Annotated in this window: 23 protein-coding genes and 1 riboswitch; of the genes, 9 read left to right on the top strand and 14 right to left on the bottom strand. The window is 66.4% G+C overall.

Features of this window, described 5'->3' with window-relative positions:
- Positions 1-17 precede the first annotated feature (17 nt).
- The 4 genes from N0K08_RS03820 to N0K08_RS03805 form a co-directional block, all read right to left on the bottom strand.
- On the bottom strand, positions 18-1,040 hold the full coding sequence (locus N0K08_RS03820) for a proteasome-type protease (RefSeq protein WP_261498706.1): 1,023 nt from the start codon (positions 1,038-1,040) through the stop codon (positions 18-20).
- On the bottom strand, positions 1,037-3,691 hold the full coding sequence (gene mutS / locus N0K08_RS03815) for a DNA mismatch repair protein MutS (RefSeq protein ID WP_261498705.1): 2,655 nt from the start codon (positions 3,689-3,691) through the stop codon (positions 1,037-1,039). Before mutS ends, N0K08_RS03820 begins: the two co-directional genes overlap by 4 nt.
- A gap of 133 nt (positions 3,692-3,824) precedes the next feature.
- Positions 3,825-4,466, bottom strand: a complete 642-nt coding sequence (locus tag N0K08_RS03810) for a DsbA family oxidoreductase (RefSeq protein ID WP_261498704.1) — start codon at positions 4,464-4,466, stop codon at positions 3,825-3,827.
- Positions 4,467-4,486: 20 nt separating this feature from the next.
- Positions 4,487-5,803: an MFS transporter gene (locus N0K08_RS03805; protein WP_261498703.1), complete on the bottom strand. Its 1,317-nt coding sequence runs from the start codon at positions 5,801-5,803 to the stop codon at positions 4,487-4,489.
- 413 nt (positions 5,804-6,216) lie between these two features.
- Here N0K08_RS03805 and N0K08_RS03800 point away from each other — a divergent pair, with 413 nt between their 5' ends.
- Together N0K08_RS03800 and N0K08_RS03795 are read left to right on the top strand one after the other, a co-directional pair.
- Positions 6,217-6,648: a DUF2325 domain-containing protein gene (locus N0K08_RS03800; RefSeq protein WP_261498702.1), complete on the top strand. Its 432-nt coding sequence runs from the start codon at positions 6,217-6,219 to the stop codon at positions 6,646-6,648.
- Between the two features lie 234 nt (positions 6,649-6,882).
- Complete coding sequence (locus tag N0K08_RS03795; RefSeq protein ID WP_261498701.1) at positions 6,883-8,364, top strand: PAS domain-containing protein; 1,482 nt, start codon at positions 6,883-6,885, stop codon at positions 8,362-8,364.
- Between the two features lie 82 nt (positions 8,365-8,446).
- Here N0K08_RS03795 and N0K08_RS03790 read toward each other — a convergent pair whose 3' ends face one another.
- Positions 8,447-9,367, bottom strand: coding sequence for an inositol monophosphatase family protein (locus tag N0K08_RS03790; protein ID WP_261498700.1), 921 nt, complete (start codon positions 9,365-9,367; stop codon positions 8,447-8,449).
- Between the two features lie 188 nt (positions 9,368-9,555).
- On the opposite strand from N0K08_RS03790, the gene N0K08_RS03785 reads away from it, so the two are divergent.
- Both N0K08_RS03785 and cysE read left to right on the top strand, forming a co-directional pair.
- Positions 9,556-10,323, top strand: a complete 768-nt coding sequence (locus N0K08_RS03785) for an RNA methyltransferase (RefSeq protein WP_261498699.1) — start codon at positions 9,556-9,558, stop codon at positions 10,321-10,323.
- Positions 10,324-10,354: 31 nt separating this feature from the next.
- Positions 10,355-11,146 (top strand): serine O-acetyltransferase, encoded by a 792-nt coding sequence (gene cysE, locus N0K08_RS03780; protein ID WP_261498698.1) that lies wholly within the window; start codon positions 10,355-10,357, stop codon positions 11,144-11,146.
- Between the two features lie 6 nt (positions 11,147-11,152).
- Here the strand turns inward: cysE and N0K08_RS03775 are convergent, their stop codons facing one another.
- Complete coding sequence (locus N0K08_RS03775) at positions 11,153-11,869, bottom strand: carbonic anhydrase (protein ID WP_261498697.1); 717 nt, start codon at positions 11,867-11,869, stop codon at positions 11,153-11,155.
- A 139-nt stretch (positions 11,870-12,008) separates the two neighbouring features.
- Here N0K08_RS03775 and N0K08_RS03770 point away from each other — a divergent pair, with 139 nt between their 5' ends.
- Positions 12,009-12,662 carry a nitroreductase gene (locus N0K08_RS03770; RefSeq protein ID WP_261498696.1) on the top strand — a complete coding sequence of 218 codons (654 nt, stop codon included), beginning with the start codon at positions 12,009-12,011 and terminating at the stop codon, positions 12,660-12,662.
- A gap of 112 nt (positions 12,663-12,774) precedes the next feature.
- On the opposite strand, the gene N0K08_RS03765 is transcribed toward N0K08_RS03770, so the two are convergent.
- A complete protein-coding gene (locus N0K08_RS03765; RefSeq protein ID WP_261498695.1) occupies positions 12,775-13,317 on the bottom strand; it encodes a DUF2799 domain-containing protein in 543 nt (180 codons plus the stop codon).
- A gap of 204 nt (positions 13,318-13,521) precedes the next feature.
- Positions 13,522-13,644, top strand: a riboswitch (TPP riboswitch).
- 237 nt (positions 13,645-13,881) lie between these two features.
- Here N0K08_RS03765 and thiC point away from each other — a divergent pair.
- Positions 13,882-15,786, top strand: coding sequence for a phosphomethylpyrimidine synthase ThiC (gene thiC / locus N0K08_RS03760; protein ID WP_261498694.1), 1,905 nt, complete (start codon positions 13,882-13,884; stop codon positions 15,784-15,786).
- 11 nt (positions 15,787-15,797) lie between these two features.
- Here thiC and N0K08_RS03755 read toward each other — a convergent pair whose 3' ends face one another.
- The 3 genes from N0K08_RS03755 to yjgA all read right to left on the bottom strand — a co-directional run bounded on the left by N0K08_RS03755 (position 15,798) and on the right by yjgA (position 18,968).
- Entirely contained in the window at positions 15,798-17,426 is a 1,629-nt protein-coding gene (locus N0K08_RS03755) for a methyl-accepting chemotaxis protein (protein WP_261498693.1), read from the bottom strand.
- A 242-nt stretch (positions 17,427-17,668) separates the two neighbouring features.
- Entirely contained in the window at positions 17,669-18,280 is a 612-nt protein-coding gene (gene mog, locus N0K08_RS03750) for a molybdopterin adenylyltransferase (RefSeq protein ID WP_261498692.1), read from the bottom strand.
- Positions 18,273-18,968 carry a ribosome biogenesis factor YjgA gene (yjgA, locus tag N0K08_RS03745; protein WP_261498691.1) on the bottom strand — a complete coding sequence of 232 codons (696 nt, stop codon included), beginning with the start codon at positions 18,966-18,968 and terminating at the stop codon, positions 18,273-18,275. The genes mog and yjgA overlap by 8 nt, the downstream gene beginning before the upstream one ends.
- A 63-nt stretch (positions 18,969-19,031) precedes the next feature.
- Between yjgA and pmbA the strand changes: the two genes are divergently transcribed.
- Positions 19,032-20,441 (top strand): metalloprotease PmbA, encoded by a 1,410-nt coding sequence (gene pmbA, locus N0K08_RS03740; protein ID WP_261498690.1) that lies wholly within the window; start codon positions 19,032-19,034, stop codon positions 20,439-20,441.
- A 232-nt stretch (positions 20,442-20,673) separates the two neighbouring features.
- Positions 20,674-21,735, top strand: a complete 1,062-nt coding sequence (locus N0K08_RS03735) for an NAD-dependent epimerase/dehydratase family protein (RefSeq protein ID WP_261498689.1) — start codon at positions 20,674-20,676, stop codon at positions 21,733-21,735.
- Between the two features lie 62 nt (positions 21,736-21,797).
- On the opposite strand, the gene N0K08_RS03730 is transcribed toward N0K08_RS03735, so the two are convergent.
- From N0K08_RS03730 to N0K08_RS03720, 3 genes are all read right to left on the bottom strand, one after another.
- Complete coding sequence (locus tag N0K08_RS03730) at positions 21,798-22,244, bottom strand: GatB/YqeY domain-containing protein (RefSeq protein ID WP_261498688.1); 447 nt, start codon at positions 22,242-22,244, stop codon at positions 21,798-21,800.
- Positions 22,245-22,342: 98 nt separating this feature from the next.
- Entirely contained in the window at positions 22,343-22,555 is a 213-nt protein-coding gene (gene rpsU / locus N0K08_RS03725; RefSeq protein WP_159917519.1) for a 30S ribosomal protein S21, read from the bottom strand.
- Between the two features lie 131 nt (positions 22,556-22,686).
- Positions 22,687-23,934 (bottom strand): BaiN/RdsA family NAD(P)/FAD-dependent oxidoreductase, encoded by a 1,248-nt coding sequence (locus N0K08_RS03720; protein ID WP_261498687.1) that lies wholly within the window; start codon positions 23,932-23,934, stop codon positions 22,687-22,689.
- A 154-nt stretch (positions 23,935-24,088) separates the two neighbouring features.
- Here N0K08_RS03720 and N0K08_RS03715 point away from each other — a divergent pair, with 154 nt between their 5' ends.
- Complete coding sequence (locus N0K08_RS03715) at positions 24,089-24,586, top strand: acyl-CoA thioesterase (RefSeq protein WP_261498686.1); 498 nt, start codon at positions 24,089-24,091, stop codon at positions 24,584-24,586.
- Positions 24,587-24,758: 172 nt separating this feature from the next.
- Here the strand turns inward: N0K08_RS03715 and cobA are convergent, their stop codons facing one another.
- Positions 24,759-25,556 carry a uroporphyrinogen-III C-methyltransferase gene (gene cobA, locus N0K08_RS03710; RefSeq protein WP_261498685.1) on the bottom strand — a complete coding sequence of 266 codons (798 nt, stop codon included), beginning with the start codon at positions 25,554-25,556 and terminating at the stop codon, positions 24,759-24,761.
- Between the last annotated feature and the right edge of the window lie 5 nt (positions 25,557-25,561).

Genomic DNA, 25,561 nt, shown 5'->3' with positions numbered 1-25,561 from the left:
CACCGGGGCCGCTTTGATCAGGCTGACGGCGGGCCGTCGCCCCCATCGGCATCGGCATCGGGGGGCATGGCGGGCGGCGCAGCGGGGGTGGCATTCCCGGCCATCAGGTGGTCCGGGTGGACCGGAGTGATCTCCAGGTGGGCGGGCGGGTGCAGGGCCGCGGTCGCGGAGAAGACGCCCGGGCGCGGGCCTGTCGCAGCTGCTGCGGGCGCGGGCTGGGCAGCGACGACGGCGGGCGTGATCTTGAGCAGCGGATGGCAGCGCCGGCTGCTGACACGGATAGGCGCATTGGTCGCGCCGCCGTCCCAGGCCGGGTCTTCGATGCTGTCGAAGACATTGCGCAGGCGCTCGCCCCAGCTGTCGTGCAGCAGGCGGTAGTAGGGGTTGGATTCGTCGATGCAGACGATCTTGTCGCTGGAGAGTTTGTCGGCCTCGTAGACGATCAGGTCCAGCGGCAGGCCTACCGACAGATTGGACTTGAGCGTGCTGTCCATGGACACCAGCGCGCACTTCGCGGCTTCGTCCAGCGGCGTTTGCGGCGTGATCACGCGGTCCAGCACGGGCTTGCCGTACTTGGATTCGCCGACCTGGAAAAAAGGCGTTTCGTGGGTGGACTCGATGAAGTTGCCGGCCGAGTAGACCTGGAACAGGCGCATTTCCTCGCCGTGGATCTGCCCGCCCAGCACCAGCGAGACATTGAAGTCCAGGCCGGCGCGCTTGAGCGCCACGCCGTCGCGCTCATAGACATGGCGCACGGCCGCGCCCAGCACGCGGGCGGCATCGAACATGCTGCGCGCATTCCAGATGGTCAGCATCTCGCCCGTGGTTTCGTCGCGCAGTTGCTGCTGCTGCAGGATTTCGCGCACCGACTGCGTGATCGACAGGTTGCCGGCCGACAGCAGCACCATGAAGCGGTCGCCGGGCGACTCGTAGACCATCATCTTGCGAAAGGAGCTGATCTGGTCCAGACCGGCGTTGGTGCGCGAGTCGGCCAGGAACACCAGTCCGGCGTCAAGTTTGATGGCTACGCAGTAGGTCATGATGGGGTTTGAGCGAGTCTTTGCAGAGCGTACAGGATGTCGAGAGCTTCGCGTGGGCTCATTGTGTCTGGTTGCAATTCCAGCAGACGCTGCTGCAGCAGGCTGACTTCGGCGCGCGGCTCGGGCGCTTCGGGCGCGGCGAACAGGTCCACCTGGCGCCGGTCCTCGCCGGCGCGCTCTTCCAGCGCGGCCAGCGTATGGCGTGCGTGGTAGAGCACGGCCGTGGGCATGCCGGCCAGCTTGGCCACCTGGATACCGTAGCTGCGGCTCGCGGGGCCGGGCTGGATTTCGTGCATGAAGACGATGTCGCTGCCCGACTCGGTCGCGCCCACATGCACGTTCACGGCCTGGCGCGCCTTGACGGGCAGGTCGGTGAGTTCGAAGTAGTGGGTGGCGAACAGCGTGAAGGCGCGGGTCTTGTCGTGCAAATGGGTGGCGATGCCGCTGGCCAGGGCCAGGCCGTCGAACGTGCTGGTGCCGCGGCCGATTTCGTCCATCAGCACCAGGCTGTGGGGCGTCGCGGAATGCAGGATCTGCGCGGCTTCGGTCATCTCCAGCATGAAGGTCGACTGGGCATTGGCCAGGTCGTCGGCCGCGCCGATGCGGGTGTGGATGGCGTCTATGGGGCCGAGGCGGCAGGCCGTGGCCGGCACATGGCTGCCCATGCTGGCCAGCAGCACGATCAAGGCCACCTGGCGCATATAGGTCGACTTACCGCCCATGTTGGGGCCGGTGATGATTTGCATGCGCGCATTGGCATTCATGCGCGTGTGATTGGCGATGAAGGCGCCGCTGGAGGTTTCCGCGAGCCGGGCTTCGACCACCGGGTGGCGGCCTGCCTCGATCTCTATGCAGGGCTGGCTGACGAACTCGGGCGCGCACCAGTTCAGCGTGAGCGAGCGTTCGGCCAGCGTGCACAGCAGGTCCAGCGTGGCCAGCGCGCCGGCGACCCGGGTCAGGTCGGGCACATGGGGTTGGAGCTGGTCGAGGATTTGCTCGTACAGCCATTTTTCGCGGGCCAGCGCGCGCTCGTTGGCCGACAGCGCCTTGTCTTCGAAGTTCTTCAGTTCGGGCGTGATGTAGCGCTCGGCGTTCTTGAGCGTCTGCCGGCGGCGGTAGTCGTCGGGCACGCGGCCCGTATAGCTGGACGTGACTTCGATGTAAAAGCCATGCACCTTGTTGAACTGCACGCGCAGATTGGGAATGCCGGTGCGCGCTTTCTCGCGGGTTTCGAGGTCGAGCAGGAAACCGTCGCAATTGGTCTGGATGGCGCGCAGCTCGTCGAGTTCGGCGTCGAAGCCGGTGGCGATCACGCCGCCGTCGCGCACCAGCGCGGCCGGCTCTTCAAGCAAGGCGGCCTGCAGCAGCGCCTGGCAGCCCGCGGGCGGCAAGGTGTCGGCGAAGACCTGATTCAGATAGCTGGACGGCGACGCGCCGGTGGCGGCCAGCAGCTGGGCTTTTTCCAGCGTCTTGGCCAGGGCCACCAGTTCGCGCGGGCGCACCTGGCGCAGCGCGATGCGCGCGGTGATGCGCTCGACGTCGCTCACGCCCTTGAGTTCGGCGCGCAGCATCTGCCACGGCGCCGCGCCCGCGGTCTGGTGGCCGCGCAGCACTTCGGTCGCGGCCAGGCGCTCGCGCGCGGCGCTGCGGTCGCGTTTGGGCTCCAGCATCCAGCTCTTGAGCAGGCGGCTGCCCATGCCGGTCTGGCAGGTGTCCATCAGCGAGAACAGGGTCGGGCTGTCTTCGCCGCGCAGCGTCTTGAGCAGCTCCAGATTGCGCCGGGTGGCCGGCGGCAGGGCGATAAGTTCATCGTCGCGCTGCACCTGCACGCTGTGCAAATGGGTCAGCGTGCGGCCTTGGGTATGTTCGGCATAGGCCAGCAGCGCGGCGGCGGCCGCATGGGCCAGGCCCAGGCCTTCGGCGTTCCAGGCCAGCAGGCTGGCCGCGCCCAGTTGCTCGAGCAGCTTGCGTTCGCCCAGCGCCGCGTCGAACTGCCAGTCGGGCCGCGGGCTCAGGGGGCAGGCCAGGTTGCCGCTCTGGCGCAGGCCTTGCAATTGCTTTTCAAAGCGCTCGGTCACGCCGGCGCTGTAGATCAATTCGCTGGGTGCGACGCGCACCAGCCAGTCGCCGAGTTCCTCGGGCGTGCATTCGGCCAGGTGCACCCGGCCCTGGGTGACGCTGAGCCAGGCCAGGCCGCAGCGGTTGCGCGCGCCGGCGTGCACGGCCAGCAGCATGGCTTCACTCTTGTCGGACAGCAGGGCCGCGTCGGTCAGCGTGCCGGGCGTGACCACGCGCACCACCTTGCGCTCCACGGGACCCTTGCTCGCGCCGACTTCACCGACCTGCTCGCAGATCGCCACCGACTCGCCCATCTTGATCAGCCGCGCGAGGTAATTCTCCAGCGCGTGGAAAGGCACGCCGCACATGGGGATGGGCTGACCGCCCGACTGGCCGCGCTGCGTCAGGGTGATGTCGAGCAGGCGCGTGGCTTTTTCGGCGTCGCCGTAGAAAAGCTCGTAGAAGTCTCCCATGCGGTAGAAGACCAGGGTGTCCGGGTACCCGGCCTTGAGGCCCAGGTACTGCTGCATCATGGGGGTGTGCTTTTCCAGCGCGTCCGGCGCGGGAATCGAGTTCGAATTTTCTTTTGACATCAACAACTTAGATAAATACCATTTTTGCGGCTGCCATCATTGGACAACAAATCGCAGTATTTATCTTTGCCGTTGGACGTATTGCCCCCGCGGTTTCTGCCCAAGCCGGGCTGCGCAATGCAGACCCGCTCGCTCAGGTCGCTTGCTTTTGCAGCGCTTGGCGCATGCCCGACAGCAGCAGCTCAGGGGGCTGCGCACCTGACAGGGCGTAGCGCCGGTTGAATACAAAAAAGGGTACGCCAGGCACGTCCAGGGACTCAGGCTTGCCCATGCCCGATTCCAGCCACTGGTCGAGTTCCGCCGTGGGCAGGTCGAACTCCCGGGCAATGGCCAGCAAGGTGGCGCGGTCGCCCAAATCCTCGCCGCGGGTGAAGTGAGCGGCCAGCAAGCGCTCGAGCAGCAGATCGCGCTGCGCGGGCGACTGGCGCGTGCCGGCAAACGCCAGCAACTGATGTGCCTGCAGCGTATTGGGCATGCGCCGGATGGCGGCGAAATTCACTTCGGCACCGGCCTGCGCCGCCGCCTGCTGCACCCGTTCCTGGCCTTGGCGCACGGCCTCCAGGCTGCCCTTGCGGTGGATGTAGAACTCGAGGAAATCCCGGCCTTCGGCGGGCAGGTCCTGCAGCAGTTGCACCGAATGCCAGCGCACTTCGGGCGCCACTTCGGGCGCGGTCCGGGCCAGTTCGGCCAGCGCCTGGTCCAGGTGGCGTTTGCCTATCAGGCACCAGGGGCAGATCAGGTCGACATACACATCGATGACAAGTTCTTGGGACATATTGCAATTTCTCGGTGAATTCAGGCGGGTTGGGCGGCCAGAGCATCCACACGGATGCCCTCGACCTTGCGCACGTCCTGGTCGTAGCAACGCGCGCCGAAGACGAAAAAGATGGCGGCCAGTACGCTGCACAGCGATACGGCCTCCATGGCCTGCTGCAGGCCCCATATGTCGGACAGCGCACCGACCAGAATCGGGCCTATGGCCAGGCCCAGCAGATTCTGGAACAGCGCCAGCACGGCCGAACCGGTGGAGCGCATGCCGGGGTGGATGACATCAATCACGATGCCCGACACTGTACCCAAGGTGCAGGTCATGAAGAAGCTGCCCAGCAGGATCAGCCGGATTTGCGCCGCACCCGACGACCAGGAGGAAAACGCCACCAGAAACACCAGCATGGTGATCACGCACAGCACGGCCAGCGACGTCAGCTTGTTGCGCGGGCGGCGCAGGGCGAGGCGGTCCACCACATAGCCCCAGAACACATTGCCGGCCGCGCTGACCAGGATCACCACCGCCGCGTGCTTGGCGGCCGCATCGGGGGCCATGCCATGAAAGCGGTTCAGGTAGCTGGGCAGCCAGGACCAGATGGCCGAGATCACGATCAGCTGCATGGCGCCTCCCAGGCACACCCACAGCAGGGTGGGAATGCGCGCCAGGGCACTGAAAATATGCCGGATGGTGCCCTTGACCGAGCTGGTGGCCTGCTCCAGCTTGGGACTCAGTTCCACCGTCTTGTAATCGCGCACCAGCATGTACAGCAAGGCCAGCACCAGACCGGGCACACCGACCACGCCAAAGGCCGCTTTCCAGCCCCAGTGGGCAGCGATCACGCCGCCCAGCACCACGCCTATCACCGAGCCCAGCGAGGCCGCGGCAAAAAAACCGCCCAGCAAGGCGCCGCGCAGCTGCTTGGGAAACAGGCTGGAGATCAGCGCCGCGCCCACCGAGCCATAGCCGGCTTCGCCCGCGCCCACCAGGGCCCGCGCCGTGAACAACTGGGCGTAGTTGCCCGCGAACATGCAGGAAATCGTGGCCAGGCTCCAGGTGGTGGCCATGACCACCACGCTCTTGACGCGGCTCACGCGGTCCGCCAGCAGCGCCACCGGAACGCTGCCCACGGCGACAGCGATGGAGATGATGGAGACCAGGCCGCCCAGCTCCTTGTCGCTGAGATTCCACGCGGCCTTGATGTGAGGAAACAGCGAGGCGACCACCTGTCGGTCGATGTAGTCGAACATCATCAGCGCGAAGGTCATGGCAAAAGCAAACCAGGCCTGCTTTTTGCCGACAAGGTAGCCGTCTTGCGGGCTGGTGTTCATGTCGATAGGGGTCATGCTTGTCTCCGGGGCTGTTTTTCAGCCGTGCTTTCAGTGGTCTTGCGGCGCCGCTCTGGGTTCGGCTTTGGCATGTGCGGCTGTTGAAGCATTTTTGGACGGCCCTTGGATTCGTGCTTGATATTGCGCGACAGATATTGGCCATAGGCGACATCGGGCCGTCATTTTTTGCAGCAAGCGGTAATTCACGCTGCGGGTGAGGGGCGTCGCAGCTTGCCGACGCGTAGTGTTGGAGCTCGGCGGGCGAGTAATTAAATGAGAATTATTCTCAATTGATGTACACTGCGGCAGAGCACAGGCGGCGTTGGCCGAAGGCGATGACGCCACCGCTCGCCAGCCATCCGAGGGCCCGGTTTTGCGGGCGTCTTTCCCCGCGGCCTGCGCGCCGCGACCGCATTTCGCCGAGGCCGACCATGCATCTTGCCGCGCACGACACCCAGCAACTGATGAACGAATACCATGCGCTCATACGCCACCATGGCCAGACACAGGCGCGCTGCGATGCGCTGGTGCGAGCCCAGGCCTCCGAAATCGCGTGCCTGCAAGGCCTGGTCATGCGCTTGCGCGCGGCCGTGATCGTGCGTGACACGGCGCTGACCTGGGAGAGGGCGCGGGCCCCACTGCCAGTCCCGTACACCGCGGGCGATGGGGCTGACGCCGAACAGCCAGGCCTGGAGGCCAGCGCGGCTGCCGCCGATATGGTGATCTGCCAGACCGGCTGTGTCAGCCATGGCGACTACTGGCGCGTGCAGGACCATTGCCGTCGCACGGGAAAGACCTGCGTGCTGGTGGAATCAGCCGCTGCCGCGCACGGGATGCTGGAGTCGGAAAAGACCGGCCCCTGACGCGCCAGGCGACCCGCAGGCCCTCGTCCGGACGCACGAATGCAGGCCTTGCCAGCCGCGACTGTCACAAGCCGCTCCAGTGTTGTTAGTATTTGTCAGCAGATTTGCCGATGGTGCCACCGCACCGGGCAGAAAACGGGCTGTACAAGCCCGTCTGCCACCTACAGATAACAATGACATGCTGGGTCGCGGCGGCCACAAGCCGAGCGTGACGAATCGAGGGAGTGTGCAGGAATGTTGGATCACAGTGAACGAGCGCCGACGGTGGCGGCTTGGCGCGCCGGCCTGGGCGCCATGACAGGCTGGATCCCGGGGGCCGCGCCGCGGCGTCCAGGCGCCGGGCTGCGCGATGCGCTGTGGCTCACGGCCGCGGCCGGCGTCGGTGCGATCCTGGCGGTGCAGGCCGTGGCCTTGTGGCGCCTGGACTATAGAGCGGATGAACGCCAGCGCATACTGGACGAGACACGCCAGGCCTTGCTGGTGCAGACCTTGCACAGTCCGGTGCTGTCGGGCGCCGTGGCGGTCGGGCTGGCCGATACGGCCATCAAGGATTTGGCGCGCGGCATGGACGTGCCGGTGGAGCTGGCGCAGCAGCACCTGGCGCAGATCCGCGCGCGTTTGCCGGTACTGAGCGTGCATGTGCTCGACCGTGACGGCCGCAGCATGGCCCAGGACAATGGCGAGAACCCCGCGCCCAACCGCCATCCGGCTTTCTTGCCGTATTTTCGCCAGGCCATGCAAGGCCGGTCCAGCGTGTTTGCCGCGCTGGAAGTGGGCAGCCACTCGCGCGGTCTGTTCTTTGCAGCGCCCGTGCGCGATGGCCTGGATGCCAGCTCCGCGGTGCTGGGCGTACTGGTGCTCAAGACCGATGCGGGCGCGCTCGATGCCTTGCTCCATCGCAACGGCCTGACGACCTTGCTGCTGAACCCGCAGGGCGTGGCGTTTTCGTCGACCCGGCCGGAATGGCGCTATGCGATGACGGGGCCGCTGACGCAGGAGCGCATCGACGCCGTGCGCCGCAGCAGCCTGTTCGGATCGTATTTCGACAATGGCGTGGCTTCGGCGCTGCCGTTTGCCGCGGACAGCAGCGAAGTGCGGGTCAACGGCGTGCGCTACGCGGTGGACCGGCGTGCGCTGGACTGGCGCGATCCCGCGGGCGACTGGCAACTGGTGGCACTCGACAATGTCAGCGCCTTGATGCCCTGGCGCGACCGCTTGTGGGTGGCCGCGCTTTCGTTTGCCTTACTGATGCTGGCCGGCGCCATGGTGCTGCGCCTGCGCTGGCTGGGCTGGCGCCTGGACAGCGAGCAGCGACGCCATGACGTGCTGCGCGCAGCCTTGCATGCCTGCCCGGCCGCCGCGGTACTGACCGATGCCGACGGGCGGATTCTGTGGGTCAACCGGCGCTATGAACAGGACAGCGGTTATGCGCTGGCCGAATTGCGCGGACGCAAGCCGTCCGTGGTGGCCAGCGGCCGCACGCCGCAGTCGACCTATCGCGACCTGTGGTCCACGCTGATGGCCGGCCAGTGCTGGGAGGGCCATCTGGTCAACCGGGATCGTGCCGGGGCCTTGCACGAGGAGCAGGTGCGGCTCACGCCGGTGCTGGACCGCCATGGCAGGCGCATTGCCATCATGGGCTGGCAGCAGCGCCTGCGCAGCGTGGCACCGGCGCCGGCTTCCAAGCCCGACACGGGGCCGCCGCCCGGCGCTTGATCCGCCGGCAGGCGAAAAAAAACAGCCCGAGGGCTGTTTTTTTTGGCGGTCAGAGCAGGCGGCGCCGGTGGCGCCACGGCGCTCAGACCTGGGGAGCGGCAGGCTCTGCGTCGGTCTGGTCGTCGGCTGGCGCTGCTTCGGCGGCAGCGCTGTCTTCGGCCAGGGCCTGGCGCACGCCGGCCTTGTCGCCGGCACCGGCGAACTGGCTGTACTTGCCCAGCAGGCTGACCAGGTGACCATAGACGCGGGGGTTGCCGGCCATGCATTCACGCTGCTCGAGGAAGTCGGCTTCGCCGGTGAAATTGCCCACCAGACCACCGGCTTCGGTGACCAGCAGCGAGCCTGCAGCCACGTCCCAGATGCTCAGGCCGGTATGGAAGAAACCGTCATTGAAGCCGGCTGCCACATAGGCCAGGTCCAGTGCCGCGGCGCCGGGCGTGCGCACGCCAGCCACGCGGGGCATGACGTCGGTCAGCATGGCCATGTGGGCCTTGAAGTTGTCGCCCTGGCGGAAAGGGAAACCCGTGGAGATCAGGCAGTCGCGCAGCTGGGCGCGCTTGCTCACGCGGATGCGGCGATCGTTGAGGAAGGCGCCGCGGCCGCGCGTGGCGGTGAACAGGTCGTTGCGCGAAGGGTCATAGACCACGGCGTGCTCGATCTTGCCCTTGACGGCCAAGGCGATGCTCACGCAGTACACGGGCAGGCCGTGGATGAAGTTGGTCGTGCCGTCCAGCGGATCGATGATCCAGACAAAGTCCGAATCCTTGGCGCCGAATTCCTTGCCGGTTTCTTCGGCCAGGATGCCGTGGCCGGGGTAGGCCGTGAGCAAGGTGTCGATGATGGCTTTTTCGGCCGCCTGGTCGGTCTCGGTCACAAAGTCGTTGACCTGCTTTTGCGCGATGCGCACGGATTCCACGTCAAGGGCCGCACGGTTGATGAGAGCGCCGGCGGCGCGTGCGGCTTTGATAGCCACGTTGAGCATGGGATGCAGGGTAGACGACATAGATTGTGAGCGTTGGCGCTGCGCTGCAAAAAGGCAGCGCAACACGCGGGTAAGAACAGGGAGGACCGGCCTCGGCGATGCGGGCGGCGACAATGGCTGGCGATTTTACCCGGCCTGCCCGATTTGTGCTGCGGCTTGTGATGCAACCTCAGCCGCCTGCCGCCTTTTGCCAACGTTTTGTGAATGCCATGAAGACCCGATTCGTCCTGATCCAGACCAGCCATGCTGGCAATGTGGGTGCTGCCGCACGCGCCATGAAAACCATGGGGTTTGACGACCTGGTGCTGGTGGCCCCGCGCTGGGCCAATGTGCTGCGCCGCGAAGAAACCATACAGCGCGCCAGTGGTGCCCTGGATGTGCTGGCCAATGCACGCATCGTGGAGACGCTGGACGAGGCGCTCGACGGCATGAGCCATCTGTGCGCCACGGCCATGACGCAGCGCGATTTCGGCCCGCCTACGCGCACGCCGCGCCAGCATCTGGAGATGCTGGTCCAGGGGCAGTTGCAGGCCGAGCCCGCCGCGCCGTCCACGGCCCCCGAAACCGGCGTGGCCTTTTTGTTCGGTTGCGAGCGCTTCGGCATGGCCAACGAAGATGTCTACCGCTGCAATGTGGCGCTGTCGATTCCGTCGAATCCGCAGTTCGGCTCGCTCAATCTGGGCGCCGCCATCCAGCTGATTGCCTACGAATGGCGCCAGGCCCTGGGCGGGTTTCCACTCGAAAATGCGGCGCCGGCGCAGTTGCCCGACCGCGCGGACGCGGGCCAGGTGGCGGGCATGCTGACCCACTGGGAGCAGGCGCTCACTCATCTGGGATTCCTCGACCCTGCTGCACCCAAGAAGCTGATGCCGCGCTTGAACCAGCTGTTCAACCGCGCGCAACTGAGCCCCGAGGAAATCCACATCCTGCGCGGTGTCGCCAAAGCCATGCTGCAAAGCACGCCGCCAAACCGCTAGACTGAACGACTGTCCACTCATTTTTTCCGCGATGCTTGCACGCCTGCGCTCCGATATTCAGTGCATTCTCGACCGTGACCCCGCGGCACGCAGTACCTGGGAAGTCGTGACCTGTTACCCGGGCCTGCATGCCATCTGGTTGCAGCGTCCCGCGCATTGGTGCTGGAACCATGGCTTTCGCTGGCTGGGACGTTTCATTTCCCATCTGGCGCGCTGGCTCACGGGCATTGAAATCCACCCCGGGGCGGTGATAGGCGAGCGCGTCTTCATCGATCACGGCATGGGCGTGGTGATAGGCGAAACCGCCGTGGTCGGCGACGGCTGCACCATCTACCACGGCGTGACCCTGGGCGGCACTTCGCTGTACAAGGGCGTCAAGCGCCACCCCACGCTGGGCCGCGATGTGGTGGTGAGTGCCGGCGCCAAGGTGCTGGGCGGCTTTGAAGTCGGCGATGGCGCCAAGATCGGCAGCAATGCCGTGGTCATCAAGCCCGTGCCCGCCGGCGCCACGGCCGTGGGCATTCCCGCGCGCATTCTGCCCTCCAAGGCCGGCCAGAGTGCCGACGTCACCGACCAGGATGCGCCCGCGGCCGCGCCGCGCCCGTTCACGGCCTATGGCGTGACCCAGGAAGACGACCCGATTTCCCAGGCCATGCGCGGCCTTAGCGAAGGTGCGGCCTGCCATGAGCAGCAGATCGCGCTGCTGTGGGAAGCCATCCAGAAACTGTCGGCCCAGACCAAGACCGACGACTGCGTGCCCTGCGAATCCGAGCGCCCGCAGAAGTTCGAGAAAGACAAGATCGACCAGCTGATGGGCAAGTAAGCGGCGTCAGAGAAATTCCACCCGCCCGCTGTCCAGGTCGTAGTGCGCGGCCACTACGCGGACCTTGCCCTGGGCCACGGCCTCGGCCACGAGCTTGCTGCGCGTGACTATGGCCTGGGCGGTGCGCCTGGCATTTTCCCGCACGGCATTGTCGAGAAAATCGCCGCTGCGGCCGACCACGGCGCGGGCCGCGGGCACGATGGCTTCCACCAGCGGGCCGATGAAGCCAGGGAATTGCGTGTTTTTCTGCACCACTTCGCAGGCCGCGGCCACGGCGCCGCAGCTCTCGTGGCCCAGCACCACGATCAGGGGCACGCCCAGCACGGCGCTGCCGTATTCGATGGTTCCCAGCGTGGCCATGTCGGCCAGATGGCCGGCATTGCGGGCCACGAACAGCTCACCCAGGCCCAAGCCGCCGAACAGCAGTTCGGGCGGCACGCGGCTGTCGGCGCAGGACAGTATCGTGGCCCAGGGGGCCTGGTAGGTCGTCAACTGCGCGCGCTGCTCGCCCAATCGGGCCGCGCACAGTGCCGGCGTTTCGGTAAAAGTCGCGTTGCCGGCTTGCAGGCGGGCCAGGGCGTCGTCGGCGCTCAGCGTCGTCTTGGGCTTGTCGGCCGCCCGGGCCGGGGCTGCTGACAGACCCATTGCGCCCGCCACGCCAGCTGCTGTCAGGGTGAGGAAATTGCGCCGCTGGGTTTGGCGCGTGTCGCAGATTGTGCACATGGTATTCCTTGGGGAACGGTTGGCATGGACTGACATGGCCAGGCAAAGGCGGCAGTCATTCTGCGCCTGGCCTGCGTCGGCGGCTAGACTGTTCGCAATCCTGTCATGGGCAGGTGGTTGCTAGATCCAGGGAGTTCCGATGAACGTTGAAGATGCTTTGCACGCGCGCCGCTCGGTGCGCGCTTTCCTGCCCCGCGTGCCCGATGGCGCGCTGGTGCGCCGTCTGCTGCACGCCGCCTCCCGCGCGGCTTCGGGCGGCAATATGCAGCCCTGGCGCGTGACAGCGCTCACGGGCGAGCCGCTGCAGCGGATCCTGTCGGCGGTGGCCACGGCCGCGCCGCAGGAGAATGCCTTGTCCTATCCGCCCAGCCTCTGGGAGCCTTACCGCAGCCGCCGCTTCGAGAATGGCGAAGAGCTGTACCGCACGCTGGGCATTGGCCGCGACGACAAGCCCGCGCGGCTGGAACAGCTGGGCCGCAACGGGCAGTTCTTTGGCGCGCCCGTGGGCATTTTTGTCTGCGTCGACGAGCGCATGGGCCAGCCGCAGTGGGCGGACCTGGGCATTTACCTGCAGTCGCTGATGCTGCTGGCCGTGGAGCAGGGCCTGGCGACCTGCGCCCAGGGTTTCTGGCGCCGCTTTGGCGACACCGTGGCCGCGCAGCTGAACATGCCCGCGGGCTACAGCGTGGCCTTCGGCATCGCGCTGGGCTGGGAAGACGTTGAGGCACCGATCAATGCCTTGCGCGCCACCCGCGCCGACCCCGAGGAGTGGCTGGAGCTGCAAGGCTTTTGAGTGCCTGCGCTGCGGGGCGAGCCCGCAGCGGCCGGTCACGAGCGGGCCAGCGCCAGCAGGCGTTTCTGCTGGCCTGGCTTTCGAGGGCGCGCTGTCCATGCGGATGCCGCCATCAGTGGATGGCCCGCATGTAGATCTCCATGTGCATGTCATTTTTCAGCAGTCGGATCTCTCGCCTCAAGCGATCAATTTCCGCATGGTTTCGGTCTTTCTTGTCCAACTCGTTGCTCAGCAAGTGGTTCTTGTGGGAAATTTCAGATTGCAGGTTTTTCATCCTCGTCTGGAACCTGTATTTTTCATACGCCGGTGTATAGCCGGACAGAAAATCAGCCTCTGTGCTGGATGGGCAGAATCCGCGGCTGTAATAGCCACCGTTTTGGCCGTGGGCGCTGCCTGACGCGGCCGTGCAGAACGCGATCAGGCCTGCCTGCATGCCACGCTCGTAGGAAAACTGATCGGCTCCCAAGCCATGCTCCTGGCAGGCTTGCGCGCGGGAAGAAAATTTATTTCTTCCACTGAATGCATCCATCTTTCCCAACTCGTTCCAGTTGGCTTGGGTGCACGCTGCCTTGTCCATTACGGCGCAACCCGAGAGGGCAAAAAGCAGGGTCAGGAAACCGATGATGCGCAGGAAGTTGTTGGATTGATATTTCATTCTTTCCTTTGGTTTGAAAGCTTCGCATCGCGCTCTTCATGAGAAATCAGGCCTATGCGTTTTAGTCACCAAACGGTGGGCTGCGTTCCCTGGGCGGGCCATTCGCCGTGATCCGCGCCCTGGGCAGGGCCCATGCGTGCAGGCCTGCGCTGGAGCGCTGGACGCGGCAAAAAGCCCCTGATGTCAGCAGGACTGGCTATACTCGCGCCAGCTCCGGGGTGTGCGTATGCGCTGAGATGCCAGACGGTCTGTGTGAACAGACTGGCTGGCGAACCCGACGAACTTGATCCGGTTCATACCGGCGGAAGAAGAGCGAGACCCTGAAGCGGGGTGGGGGAGGCAACAGTCAGCGGTGGGGCAATGCGCCTGCAACCGATACAGGCTGAGCGCTTTTTTCCACCCGCGCCACCCATGGCTGCTCGTGCACCTGGGTGCGCGTGCGGGGCAAGTCCCCAGCCGGCGGTGGTCCGTCCACCTGCCCTTGCGGCGGGCGGTCGGGCGGCAGGTCCGGCCTGGTATTCCTCGGAGCGTTGTTGACCCAACCATCCACCCGAGGAGACTGCGATGAACGCCCCCCAGCCGGAATTTCCCACCACGACCCCGTCTTTCACGGAACTGCTCGCGCAATCGCGCCAGCCGTTTCCCGCCTCGCGCAAAAGCTATCTGCCCGGCCAACTGCATGCCGACCTGCGCGTGCCGGTGCGTGACATTGCACTCACCAATGGCGAGCAGGTCAGCGTCTATGACACTTCGGGCCCCTACACCGACCCTGATGCGCAAATCGATATCCGGCGCGGCCTGCCCAGCCTGCGCGCGCCCTGGATAGACGCCCGCGGCGACAGCGAGTGGTATGTGGGCCGCATGCGCATGGCGTTGGACGACGGTGGCCGCAGCGATGAGGCGCTGCGCCTCAAGCAATTGCGCGCCGAGGCCGCGGGCCTGCAACGCCAGCCGCGCCGCGCCAAAAGCGGCGCCAACGTGACGCAGATGCACTATGCGCGCCGCGGCATCATCACGCCGGAAATGGAATACGTGGCGCTGCGCGAAAACGGCCGCCGCGAATGGATCGCCGCCTACCAGCAGGATGCCGAGCGCGAACAGCGCCTGGTCGGCAACCCGCTGGGCGCGAGCATTCCGCGCATCATCACGCCCGAGTTCGTGCGCGAGGAAGTGGCGCGCGGCCGGGCCATCATTCCGGCCAACATCAACCATCCCGAAATCGAGCCCATGGCCATCGGGCGCAATTTCAAGGTCAAGATCAACGCCAACATCGGCAACTCGGCCGTCACTTCCAGCATTGAAGAAGAGGTGGAGAAGCTGGTCTGGGCCACGCGCTGGGGCGCGGACAACGTGATGGATCTGTCCACGGGCAAGAACATCCACACCACGCGCGACTGGATCCTGCGCAACTCGCCCGTGCCCATCGGCACGGTGCCGATCTACCAGGCGCTGGAAAAAGTCGGCGGCGTGGCCGAGGACCTGACCTGGGAGATCTTCCGCGACACGCTGGTCGAGCAGGCCGAGCAGGGCGTGGACTACTTCACCATCCACGCGGGCGTGCGCCTGGCCTTCATCCACCTGACGGCGCAGCGGCGCACGGGCATCGTCTCGCGCGGCGGCTCCATCATGGCCAAGTGGTGCATGACGCACCACCGCGAAAGCTTCCTCTACGAGCATTTCGAGGACATCTGCGACATCATGAAGCAGTACGACGTGAGCTTCAGCCTCGGCGACGGCCTGCGCCCGGGCAGTGCCAGCGACGCCAACGACGCGGCCCAGTTCGCCGAGCTGCAGACGCTGGGCGAGCTCACGCAGATCGCCTGGAAGCACGATGTGCAGACCATGATCGAAGGCCCTGGCCATGTGCCCATGCACCTGATCCAGGCCAACATGGCCGAGCAGCTCAAGCACTGCCACGAAGCGCCGTTCTACACCCTGGGCCCGCTGACCATAGACATCGCGCCGGGCTACGACCACATTGCCAGCGCCATCGGCGCGGCCATGATCGGCTGGATGGGCACGGCCATGCTGTGCTACGTGACGCCCAAGGAGCACCTGGGCCTGCCCGATCGCGACGACGTCAAGCAGGGCATCATGGCCTACAAGATCGCGGCGCATGCGGCCGATGTCGCCAAGGGCCATCCGGGAGCGCGTGCGCGCGACGACGCGCTGTCGCAGGCGCGTTTCGACTTCCGCTGGCAGGACCAGTTCAACCTGGGACTGGACCCGGACACGGCCCAGGCCTACCACGACGAAACCCTGCCCAAGGACGCGGCCAAGGTGGCGCATTTCTGCTCCATGTGCGGCCCCAAGTTCTGCTCGATGAAGATCACCCAGGAAGTGCGTGAATTCGCCGCGCAAAAGGGCCTGGCCGAGGACGCGGCCCTGGCCCAGGGCATGCAGGCCAAGGCCCAGGAGTTCCAGCAGGCCGGCGGGCAGTTCTATGTACCGATCACGCCGGTGAACTGACGCGCGTCGGCTCAGGCTGGCAAGGCAAATCGCGTTGCAATACGCGATAGCGCCCCGGCCTGATCCTGCAGGCTGTGGGCGGCCGCGGCCGACTCCTGCACCAGCGCGGCATTGTGCTGCGCATGGTCGCTGAGCGCGTGCACGGCCTGGTGCAGGGCCTGGATCTCGTGCTGCTGGCCGTGGGCCTGGGCGGTGATGGCCGACATGCCCTGCGTGGCCTGCTCCATGGCCTGCAGCATCTGGGCGGTGCGCGTGCGCGCTTCGGTGGCCAGGCGGCTGCTTTCGCCGACCTGGGCACCCGAGGCCTGGACCAGTTGCTTGATCTCCTTGGCGGCTTCGGCGCTGCGGTTGGCCAGCGCGCGCACTTCGGCGGCGACCACGCTGAAGCCCCGGCCGTGCTCGCCGGCACGCGCGGCTTCCACGGCCGCGTTCAAGGCCAGCAGATTGGTCTGGAAGGCCAGGGTGTCGATGACGCCGGTGATGTCGGCAATGCGCCGCGCGCTGCCGGCCATGTGGTGGATGGTGCCGGCCAGGGCCTCGATGGAGGCGCCGCTGGCCTGCGCGCACTGGCTGGCCTGCTGGGCCACCTGCTGGCCGCGGTCGGCGGTGCTGGCGGCCTGGGCGGTGGTCTCGCGCAGGGTGGCCAGGTGTTCGCTCGCGGACTGCAGTTGCAAGGCGCCGTGTTCGGTGCGCTGCGACAAGTCGTGGTTGCCGCGTGCAATGTCCTGGGAAGCGTCGGCCACATGGCGGGTGGCGGTTTGCAACTGGCCCACCAGATCGCGCAGGCTGGTCTGCATGCGCGCCATGGCGCCTAGCATCTGGCCGGCTTCGTCGCGGCCCTGGCCTTGCAGATCGGTGCGCAAATCCAGCGCGGCGACGCGCTGCGCGGCGCTATGCGCCTGGGCCAGGGGCTGGACTATCCAGCGGCGCAGCGCCCAGCCCAGCCACAGACCCAGCAGCACCGAGGCGGCGCACAGCGCGAGCAGCACGCCGCGCGCCGTGGCGGCGCTCTGGCCGGCCTGGTGCGCGGCGTCGTCCATGGCCTGGCGCTGGTAATTCGACAAGGCCTGGAGCTGCAGTGTCAGCGCCTGGGCGGCGGGCAGGAATTGCTGGTCCACGGTGTCGCGCACACGCTGCGTCAGGCCGCTGTCGCGGGCCGTGACCAGGGCGGCGCTGGCGGCGAGAAAGCCTGCGTGGCGTTCATCCAGTGCCTGCCACAGCGCCTGTTCGGCCGCGCTGTGCCCGGCCTGGGCCACGCCTTGGCGCAGCTTGGCATAGGCGGCTTCGTCGGTGGCCACTTCGGCGCCGAGCACATCGCCGACTTCGGGCTCGGAGCTCAGCGCCATGGCCTTGAGGCGTTCGATATTGCGCGACTGCAGCCAGAACGCATCGGCGACCTGGCGTTCGGCCTGGCTGCGCTCGGCCATCACGCGCTGCAGCGCATCCTGGCTGCGGTCCAGCGCCCACAGGCCCACACCGGCCGAGCCCCAGCCCAGGGCCAGGGCCAACGCAAAAATCAGCTGCAGGCGCGCGCCCAGCGAACGCCGCCAGGACACGCGCGCCGCTGGCGTTGCGCTGCTGGACTGAAGAAGGGCTGGCAGGGCCGGGGAGGGCAGGCGAAGCAGTGAAGAGGCGGGCATGTGCAGACAAGGCTGGTGAAAAGGCCGTGCCCGGCACGCTGTGGGAGGCTGGCGCATCGCGCCGCTTGGCAACTGCTGCCGCAGCGTTCGGCTGCCGCAGCGTTCGGGCTATATGTCACATGCTAGTTACACGGTGTGTAAGGAATGTGACACGTTCACATGCAGCCCTGTCTGCCTGGCCGACGGCGAAATGCGGCGGCCAGGGCAAAAAAAAGCGCCGCTCGGGGGCGGCGCTGGGGGCGTCAGCCGGCGGTGGGCGCCGGGCGCTGTGCGCTCTTGGGGCGGAAGGCCGCGCAGACTTCCGCGTGGGTTTCCAGGTAGGGGCCGCCGATCAAGTCGATGCAATACGGCACGGCCGCGAAAATGCCGGGCACCAGGGTCTGGCCGTCGGCGTCCTTGAGACCTTCGAGGGTCTGGGCGATGGCCTTGGGCTGGCCGGGCAGGTTGATGACCAGGCTCTGGCCGCGGATCACCGCCACCTGGCGCGAAAGAATGGCCGTGGGCACGAAGCGCAGGCTGATCTGGCGCATCTGCTCGCCAAAGCCCGGCATTTCCTTGTCGGCAATGGCCAGCGTGGCTTCGGGCGTCACATCGCGCAGGGCCGGGCCGGTGCCGCCCGTGGTCAGCACCAGGCAGCAGCCGACATCGACCAGCTCGACCAGCGCCTGGCTGATCTGGGCTTGCTCGTCGGGAATCAGGCGCGACTCGAAGGTGACCGGGTTGCGCAGCGCGCGGCCCAGCCAGTCCTGCAGGGCCGGCAGGCCCTGGTCGGCGTAGACGCCACTGCTGGCGCGGTCGCTGATCGAGACAATGCCGATGCGCACGGCGGCGCAGTTTGTCGTGGGCTCAGTCATCGCCGTCTTCGGAGGCCTCGGCGGCCTTGGGCGTCACCGCGCCACGAAAGCCATTGCTGCCGGACAGCTGCTCGCGCAGCAGGGCGAACAGTTCGCGGTAGGCGCGGCTGATCTTGCGCGGTGCGCTGGCAGCGCCTTCCTCGGCATCGGCGGCTTCCGCGGGTGCGGCCGCCGGTGCATCCTTGCGGGCCTGACGGATCAGCGCGCGGATTTGCTGGGAGTCGGTGGCGGGGAAGCTGTCCAGCCATTCGGCCATGGCGCCGTCATCGGCCATCAGGCGCTCGCGCCATTGTTCGGCTTGCAGCACCGTCAGCTTTTCGGTGGGCGAGCCGCTGCGCTGCTCTTCCATCGCGGCCTGGATGTCGGCGATCAGGGACTCGTCGAGCTTGCGCATGATCTTGCCGATGTATTGCATCTGGCGGCGCTTGCCTTCGAAGTTGGTGATGCGGCGCGCTTCGGCGACGGCATCCAGCAGCTTGTCCGAGAGTTGCAGGCGTGCGATCAGATCGCTGCGCAGATTCAACAGGTCTTCACCGAGTTTTTGCAGCGCATCACTTTCGCGCTTCATATCGGTGCGGCTGGAATCCCAGGTGCCTTTGAGTTCGGCCTTGAGTTCGAGGTCCAGTTCGCTGCCTTCGGCAACGAATTGGCCTTTTACGTAGTAGCCTTTTTTGGGTTTGCGTGACATGGTAGGGGGCAATAGGATGGCAATGCAGGGCGCATCGCAGTGGCAAGTATCATAGCTGTCGCTATGAAAAAACCCCGTCCCCGCTCCGTAAGCACCGCCGTAACGCAGGCCGATTCCGGCTTTAGCTATAGCCGCCCCTTCTTTGAAGACCTTGTGGACCGTGCCTTGGCGCATGCCAAGAAGCTCGGAGCCACCGACGCCGGAGCCGAAGCCTCCGAAGGCTGCGGCCTCTCGGTGAGCGTGCGCAAGGGCGCCCTGGAGACGGTGGAACGCAACCGCGACAAGTCGTTGGGCGTGACCGTCTACCTCGGCAACCGCCGCGGCAATGCCAGCACCTCCGACTTTTCCGATGCCGCGATCGCGCAAACCGCGCAGGCGGCCTATGACATCGCCCGCTTCACCGCCGAAGACCCTACTGGCGGCCTGCCTGATGCGGCCGACATCGCCCAGCCCGGCACGCACCGCGATCTCGACCTGTTCCACCCCTGGGACGTGACCAGCGAGGAAGCGGCGCGCATTGCCATGGAATGCGAAGCGGCGGCCCTCAAGACCCACAAGCGCATCACCAACAGTGAAGGCGCGGGCGTGTCGGCCCAGCAAAGCCATTTCTTCACCGCCCACACCAACGGCTTTCGCGGCGGCTATGCCAGCTCGCGCCACAGCCTGTCGGTCGCGCCCATTGCCTCGCTGCCGGGCCGCAATGCCGAAATGCAGCGCGACGCCTGGTACAGCTCCATGCGCGCGGCGTCCGAACTGGCTTCGCCCGAGGCCGTAGGCCGCTATGCGGCGCAGCGCGCCCTGAGCCGCCTGGGCAGCCGCAAGATCCCCACCACCGAGTGCCCGGTGCTGTTCGAATCCACGCTGGCCGCGGGCCTGCTCGGCAGCTTTGTGCATGCCGTCAGCGGCGGCGCGCTCTACCGCAAGACCAGCTTCCTGCTGGACTCGCTGGGCAAGCCGGTGTTCCCCAAGCACATCGACGTGCTCGAGGACCCGTTCGTTCTGCGCGGCAAGGGCAGCTCGCCTTTCGACGAAGAAGGCGTGCGCGTGCAGCCACGCCAGGTGGTCGATGCCGGGCGCGTGCAAGGCTACTTCCTGTCGACCTACTCGGCCCGCAAGCTGGGCATGAAGACCACCGGTAATTCCGGCGGCTCGCACAACCTGATCATGAGCTCGCGGCTCACGCGCCCCGGTGACGACCTCGACGCCATGCTCAAGAAGCTGGGCACGGGCTTGTTCGTGGTCGAACTGATGGGCCAAGGCGTGAACTACGTGACCGGCGACTACTCGCGCGGCGCCAGCGGCTTCTGGGTGGAAAACGGCGAAATCGCTTATCCCGTGCACGAGATCACCATTGCCGGCAACCTCAAGACCATGTTCAAGGGCATTCAAGCCATCGGTGCCGATGCCTACAACTACGGTGCCAAGACCGTGGGCTCGGTGCTGATCAACCGCATGAAGGTGGCTGGAAGCTGAAGTCCGACGCTTCGGCCCAAGGCCTGCACCAGCAATGGTGCAGGCCTTTTTTGCGTGCGCTCGCGGCTTGGGCGGCCTCTGGCCTAGGGATTTCCGTAGGGGATTTTTGTAAACAAAGGTGTCTTAATCGAAGGGCGCGCTGAGGCGAGTGCATGCCAGATTGCCGAGCTTCAGCCGGGGCAGGGAAAAACGGACACAGGACGGACACACAACCCGGGGATAACGGGTGAATATGACGCAGGGACAAGAGCACATGCAGCAGATGGAACAGACGCCGGTAGCACCGGCGCAGCGGATTTTGGTGACGGGCGGTGATGGTTTTCTGGGGCGCAGCGTGGTCGCCGCCCTGGCCCGGCGCGCGGGCTCCGAGGCCGTGGTGGCGCTGGACCGTCAGCCCGTGCCCGTGGCGCGCCATGTGCCGGGCGTGCACTACAAGACCGGCGACGTGCGTTCACCGCAACTGGCCCAATGGCTGCGCCAGCACCGCATCGACAGCGTGGTGCACCTGGCGTCCAGTGCAGCGCCGGTCAGGCCTTGCGATCGCTCCCAGGCGTTCGATGTGGACGTGAACGGTACGCGCAATGTGCTGCAGGCCTGCGCAGACGCCCAGGTGCGGCATCTGGTGGTGGCCTCCAGCGGCGCGGCCTATGGCAGCCATGCCGACAACCCGCCCTGGCTGACCGAGTCCTGTGCCTTGCGCGCCAGTGCCGGTGCCGCCCACGCCCACCACAAGCGGCTGGTCGAGGACATGCTGGCCGAATGGCGCATCAGCCACCCGCAGCTGCGTCAGACCGTGCTGCGCATGGCCACCATTCTGGGAGAGACGGTCGACAACCCGACCACGGCGCTGTGGGAGTCCAGGCGCCTGCTGGCGGTGCGCGGCAGCGACAGCCCGTCGGTCTTCATCTGGGACGAAGACGTGGCGGGTGCCATCGTCCAGGCGCTGACCGGCGCCCGACCCGGCTGCTACAACGTTGCCGGTGACGGTGCGCTGGGTCTGCAGGAGATCGCGCAGCGCCTGGGCAAGCGCACCAGGCCGCTGCCCGCGGGCCTGCTGCGGGCACTGCTGGCCCTGGGCTTGCGCCTGGGTTTGAGCCGCTACGGGCCCGAGCAGATCGATGGCCTGCGTTACCGGCCGGTGCTGGACAATACCGCGCTCAAGACGCAGCTGGGCTATGTGCCGCGCAAGACCAGCGCCCAGGCCCTGGACGCCTTCATCGCCGCGCGCGCGGCCCTGGGGCGGCCCGTGACGGCGCCGGGCGCGCAGCAGCCCTTGGAGGCCAGCCTGCGCTGAAGTTCGGCTTCAGGCCAAAAAAAAAGAGCGCCAGGCGCTCTTTTTTTGCGAGGGGCAGGGGATCAGCCCGCGAGTGCGGCCTTGACGGCGGCGGACACCTGGCCCATGTCGGCCTTGCCGGCGAGCGCGGTCTTGACGGCGCCCATGACCTTGCCCATGTCGCCCGGGCCCTTGGCGCCGAGTTCGGCCACGATGGCTTGCACGGCGGCAGTGACTTCTTCGGCCGACATGCGCTGGGGCAGGTAGACCTTGAGCACTTCGAGCTCGGCCTTTTCCTTGTCGACCAGGTCCTGGCGGCTGGCCAGTTCGAACGCGGCGATGCTGTCCTTGCGTTGCTTGATCAGCTTGTCGACGATGGCGATGATGGCCACGTCGTCGAGTACCACGCGCTCATCGACTTCCTTTTGCTTCATGGCCGCCAGCAGCATGCGGATGGTGCCCAGGCGCTCGCTGTCCTTGGCGCGCATGGCGGTCTTCATGTCTTCGGTGATCTGGTCCTTGAGGCTCATGGCATTTCTCCTGAGGGTGAAAATGGGAAATCGGAAAACAAAAAACCCGCGCCTGGCGTCCCGAGCGCGGGTTTGCGGCTTTTGAAGGCCGGCTGTGCTTAGTAAAGCTTCTTGGGCAGCTGCATGCTGCGAACGCGCTTGTAGTGACGCTTCACGGCAGCGGCCTTCTTGCGCTTGCGCTCGGAAGTGGGCTTCTCGTAGAACTCGCGAGCGCGCAGGTCGGTCAGCAGGCCGAGCTTTTCGATCGTGCGCTTGAAGCGACGCAGAGCGACGTCATAGGGTTCGTTTTCTTTTACGCGGATGGTGGTCATTAGCTAATGTTTCCAAATATTTGTTGCCGACAGCGGGAGCACGGGAGATCGAGCCTGTGCACCATGTGCGGCGGTTGTTCCCCGTCTATAACTAGTATTGGCCGACGGGGCATTGCCAGCAAAGCCAAGGATTATAGACGAGTTGTGGCGGGTTTTAGCGATTGCGCGCAAGCAAATGCGCTGGCCCAGGCCCATTGGAAGTTGTAGCCACCGAGCCAGCCGGTGATATCGACGACTTCGCCTATGCAAAACAGGCCGGGCTGGTCCTTGCATTCCATGCTCTGCTGCGACAGCGCGCGGGTGTCGACGCCGCCCAGCGTGACTTCGGCTTTCTTGTAGCCTTCCGAGCCCGTGGGCGTGATTTCCCAGCGGCTGAGCCGCTCGGCGAGGCGGTTCAAGGCCTTGTCCGAAGCTTCGGCCACGGGACGCTGCCACTCGGCATCCTGGGCCACCCAGGCATCGGCCAGACGGCTGGGCAGCCAGGCGGCGAGCTCGTTGGCGATCAGCTTGCGCGAGCGCAATTTGGCCTGGGCCAGCGCCGCGGCTAAATCCACGTTGGGCGCAAGGTTGATGGACAGCGGCGTGCCCGGCTGCCAATAGCTGGAGATCTGCAGCACGGCCGGGCCCGACAGGCCGCGGTGGGTGAACAGCAGGTCTTCATGGAACGTCATGCGCTCCTTCTTGCTGCCGGTGCTGATTTCCACGGGCAGGGCCAGGCCCGACAGCTGGGCATAGGGTTCCCAGGCCGCGCCGTCGAAAGTCAGCGGCACCAGGCCGGGCGAACGTTCGACCAGCGGCAGGTCAAACTGCTGGGCCAGGCGGTAGCCGAAGTCGGTCGCGCCGATCTTGGGAATCGACAGGCCGCCGGTGGCGATGACCAGATTGGTCGCGCCGGCCGGTCCCTGGTCGGTGGTCAACTGGTAGACGCCCGCAGCGCCATGCTCGCCGCGCTGGTAGCTCACGCTGTTCACCTTGCACGGCTGCCAGCGCTCGACGCCACCGGCCGCGCACTCGGCCAGCAGCATGGCGATGATGTCTTCGGCCGAGCGGTCGGCAAACAGCTGGCCCTTGTGCTTTTCATGGTGGGCAATGCCATGGCGGTCCATCAGGGCGATGAAGTCCGCGGGCGTATAGCGCGACAGGGCCGAGCGGCAGAACTGCGGGTTGCGGCCGACAAAGTGCTTGTGCGGCTGGCGCACGTCGAGTTCACGGTTGGTGAAGTTGCAGCGCCCGCCACCCGAAATACGGATTTTCTCGGCGACCTTGGGCGCGTGGTCTATGAGCAGCACCTTGAGGCCGCGTTGACCCGCCTGGGCTGCGCAGAAAAGGCCGGCAGCGCCGGCGCCGAGAATGATGGCGTCGTAGAAAGGGGTGGTCACAGGGGGCAAAGCAGGTCGGGGCGCCAGGGCGCGGGTGCGGGCAAAGCGGGTATTGTCCTTGAGCTGGGCAAAATACCGGCGCGCAGGGTTGCCCGGCGGCGCGCCAATAGCCTGCAATCCCCTGTTGCTTGCCGCAGTTTTTACAATCCTGGGCATGAACCAACCCGCACACCAACTCAGCATGACCGTGCTGATGTCGCCCGACATGGCCAATTTCTCCGGCAATGTGCACGGCGGCGCGATCTTGAAGCAACTTGACCAGGTGGCCTATGCCTGCGCCAGCCGCTACGCGGGCCGCTATGTGGTCACGCTGAGCGTGGACCAGGTGACTTTTCTGCAGCCCATCCATGTGGGCGAGCTGGTGACTTTCCTGGCCAGCGTCAACCACACCGGCACTTCGTCGATGGAAGTCGGCATCAAGGTGGTCGCGGAAGACATTCGCAACCAGAGCGTGCGCCACGTCAACAGCTGCTTTTTCACCATGGTCGCCGTGGACGACGATCGCAAGACGGTGGCCGTGCCGCCGCTCAAGCCGTCCAACTACGACGAGCGCCGCCGCTGGGGCGCGGCCGTGCTGCGCAAGCAGATCCGCAAGGAGCAGGCCGAGCGCTTTGAACAGGTGCGGCAGGCGGCTGCACTAAGCACCCCCTGAGCCGCTTCGCGCTAGGCGCGCCCCGTCTTCCTCCTCTCATCCTTCGGTGGAGGGGGGCGCCCGGCTAGGGACGGCACCCTCGCTGCGCGGCGGCGCTTGCTCGGAGCCCCTTTGCTCGGCAGCGCCAGTTGCTCAGACTGTGAGCGATGTACGCGCTGAGAAAAGGTGGCGTTCAGGCGGCCTGCTGGGCTTGAGGCTGCGCTGGCGCAGCCGCCCAGGCGGCCACGCCTTGGACCACGTCGCCGACCACGATCACGCTGGGACTGGCGAGCTTTTCGGCATCGATGGTGGCTTGCAGGGTCGCCAGCGTGGTCACGGCATGGCGCTGGCCGGGCAGGCTGGCGTGCTGGATCACGGCCACCGGAGTCTGTGGCGGCAGGCCTTGCAGCAGGCCTTGCTGGATGTGCGCCGCGCCGCGCATGCCCATGTAGATCACCAGGGTCAGGCGCATGTCGCGCGCCGTGACGGCGAGCTGGGCCCAGTCGGTGTCGTCGGCGCCGGGCTGGGCATGGCCGGTGATGAAGATCACGCCGCGTGCATGCGCGCGGTGGGTCAGCGGCGCGCCCAGCGAAGTCAGCCCGGCCAGGCCGGCCGTGATGCCGTTGACCACTTCGACTTCCACGCCGGCGGCACGCAGGTGCTCGACCTCTTCGCCGCCGCGGCCAAAGATGAACGGGTCGCCGCCCTTGAGGCGCACCACGTTGTCGCCGTCCTGCACGGCCTGCAGCATCAGCTTTTCGATGAAGGCCTGGGGCGTGCTCTTGCAGCCGCCGCGCTTGCCGACATAGACGATGCGCGCCGTGGGCGAGGCATGGGCCACGATGGCATCGCTGACCAGGTCATCGACCAGCAGCACGCTCGCCGCCTGGATGGCCTTCAAGGCCTTGAGGGTCAGCAGCTCCGGGTCGCCGGGGCCGGCGCCGACCAGGGTGCAGCGGCCTGCGGGGATCGAAGAGGCAGAGTGGTTCATGGCAT

This window comes from Acidovorax bellezanensis (assembly GCF_025421555.1).
In the GTDB taxonomy this organism is placed as follows: Bacteria; Pseudomonadota; Gammaproteobacteria; order Burkholderiales; family Burkholderiaceae_C; genus Comamonas; species Comamonas bellezanensis.
This window is presented reverse-complemented; position numbering and strand designations above follow the sequence as displayed.

Bases quoted from the DNA above. Each gene is read 5' to 3' on its own strand.
- N0K08_RS03820 (WP_261498706.1), bottom strand. From the start codon at position 1,040: ATGACCTACTGCGTAGCCATCAAACTTGACGCCGGACTGGTGTTCCTG.
- mutS (WP_261498705.1), bottom strand. From the start codon at position 3,691: ATGTCAAAAGAAAATTCGAACTCGATTCCCGCGCCGGACGCGCTGGAA.
- N0K08_RS03810 (WP_261498704.1), bottom strand. From the start codon at position 4,466: ATGTCCCAAGAACTTGTCATCGATGTGTATGTCGACCTGATCTGCCCC.
- N0K08_RS03805 (WP_261498703.1), bottom strand. From the start codon at position 5,803: ATGACCCCTATCGACATGAACACCAGCCCGCAAGACGGCTACCTTGTC.
- N0K08_RS03800 (WP_261498702.1), top strand. From the start codon at position 6,217: ATGCATCTTGCCGCGCACGACACCCAGCAACTGATGAACGAATACCAT.
- N0K08_RS03795 (WP_261498701.1), top strand. From the start codon at position 6,883: ATGTTGGATCACAGTGAACGAGCGCCGACGGTGGCGGCTTGGCGCGCC.
- N0K08_RS03790 (WP_261498700.1), bottom strand. From the start codon at position 9,367: ATGTCGTCTACCCTGCATCCCATGCTCAACGTGGCTATCAAAGCCGCA.
- N0K08_RS03785 (WP_261498699.1), top strand. From the start codon at position 9,556: ATGAAGACCCGATTCGTCCTGATCCAGACCAGCCATGCTGGCAATGTG.
- cysE (WP_261498698.1), top strand. From the start codon at position 10,355: ATGCTTGCACGCCTGCGCTCCGATATTCAGTGCATTCTCGACCGTGAC.
- N0K08_RS03775 (WP_261498697.1), bottom strand. From the start codon at position 11,869: ATGTGCACAATCTGCGACACGCGCCAAACCCAGCGGCGCAATTTCCTC.
- N0K08_RS03770 (WP_261498696.1), top strand. From the start codon at position 12,009: ATGAACGTTGAAGATGCTTTGCACGCGCGCCGCTCGGTGCGCGCTTTC.
- N0K08_RS03765 (WP_261498695.1), bottom strand. From the start codon at position 13,317: ATGAAATATCAATCCAACAACTTCCTGCGCATCATCGGTTTCCTGACC.
- thiC (WP_261498694.1), top strand. From the start codon at position 13,882: ATGAACGCCCCCCAGCCGGAATTTCCCACCACGACCCCGTCTTTCACG.
- N0K08_RS03755 (WP_261498693.1), bottom strand. From the start codon at position 17,426: ATGCCCGCCTCTTCACTGCTTCGCCTGCCCTCCCCGGCCCTGCCAGCC.
- mog (WP_261498692.1), bottom strand. From the start codon at position 18,280: ATGACTGAGCCCACGACAAACTGCGCCGCCGTGCGCATCGGCATTGTC.
- yjgA (WP_261498691.1), bottom strand. From the start codon at position 18,968: ATGTCACGCAAACCCAAAAAAGGCTACTACGTAAAAGGCCAATTCGTT.
- pmbA (WP_261498690.1), top strand. From the start codon at position 19,032: ATGAAAAAACCCCGTCCCCGCTCCGTAAGCACCGCCGTAACGCAGGCC.
- N0K08_RS03735 (WP_261498689.1), top strand. From the start codon at position 20,674: ATGACGCAGGGACAAGAGCACATGCAGCAGATGGAACAGACGCCGGTA.
- N0K08_RS03730 (WP_261498688.1), bottom strand. From the start codon at position 22,244: ATGAGCCTCAAGGACCAGATCACCGAAGACATGAAGACCGCCATGCGC.
- rpsU (WP_159917519.1), bottom strand. From the start codon at position 22,555: ATGACCACCATCCGCGTAAAAGAAAACGAACCCTATGACGTCGCTCTG.
- N0K08_RS03715 (WP_261498686.1), top strand. From the start codon at position 24,089: ATGAACCAACCCGCACACCAACTCAGCATGACCGTGCTGATGTCGCCC.
- cobA (WP_261498685.1), bottom strand. From the start codon at position 25,556: ATGAACCACTCTGCCTCTTCGATCCCCGCAGGCCGCTGCACCCTGGTC.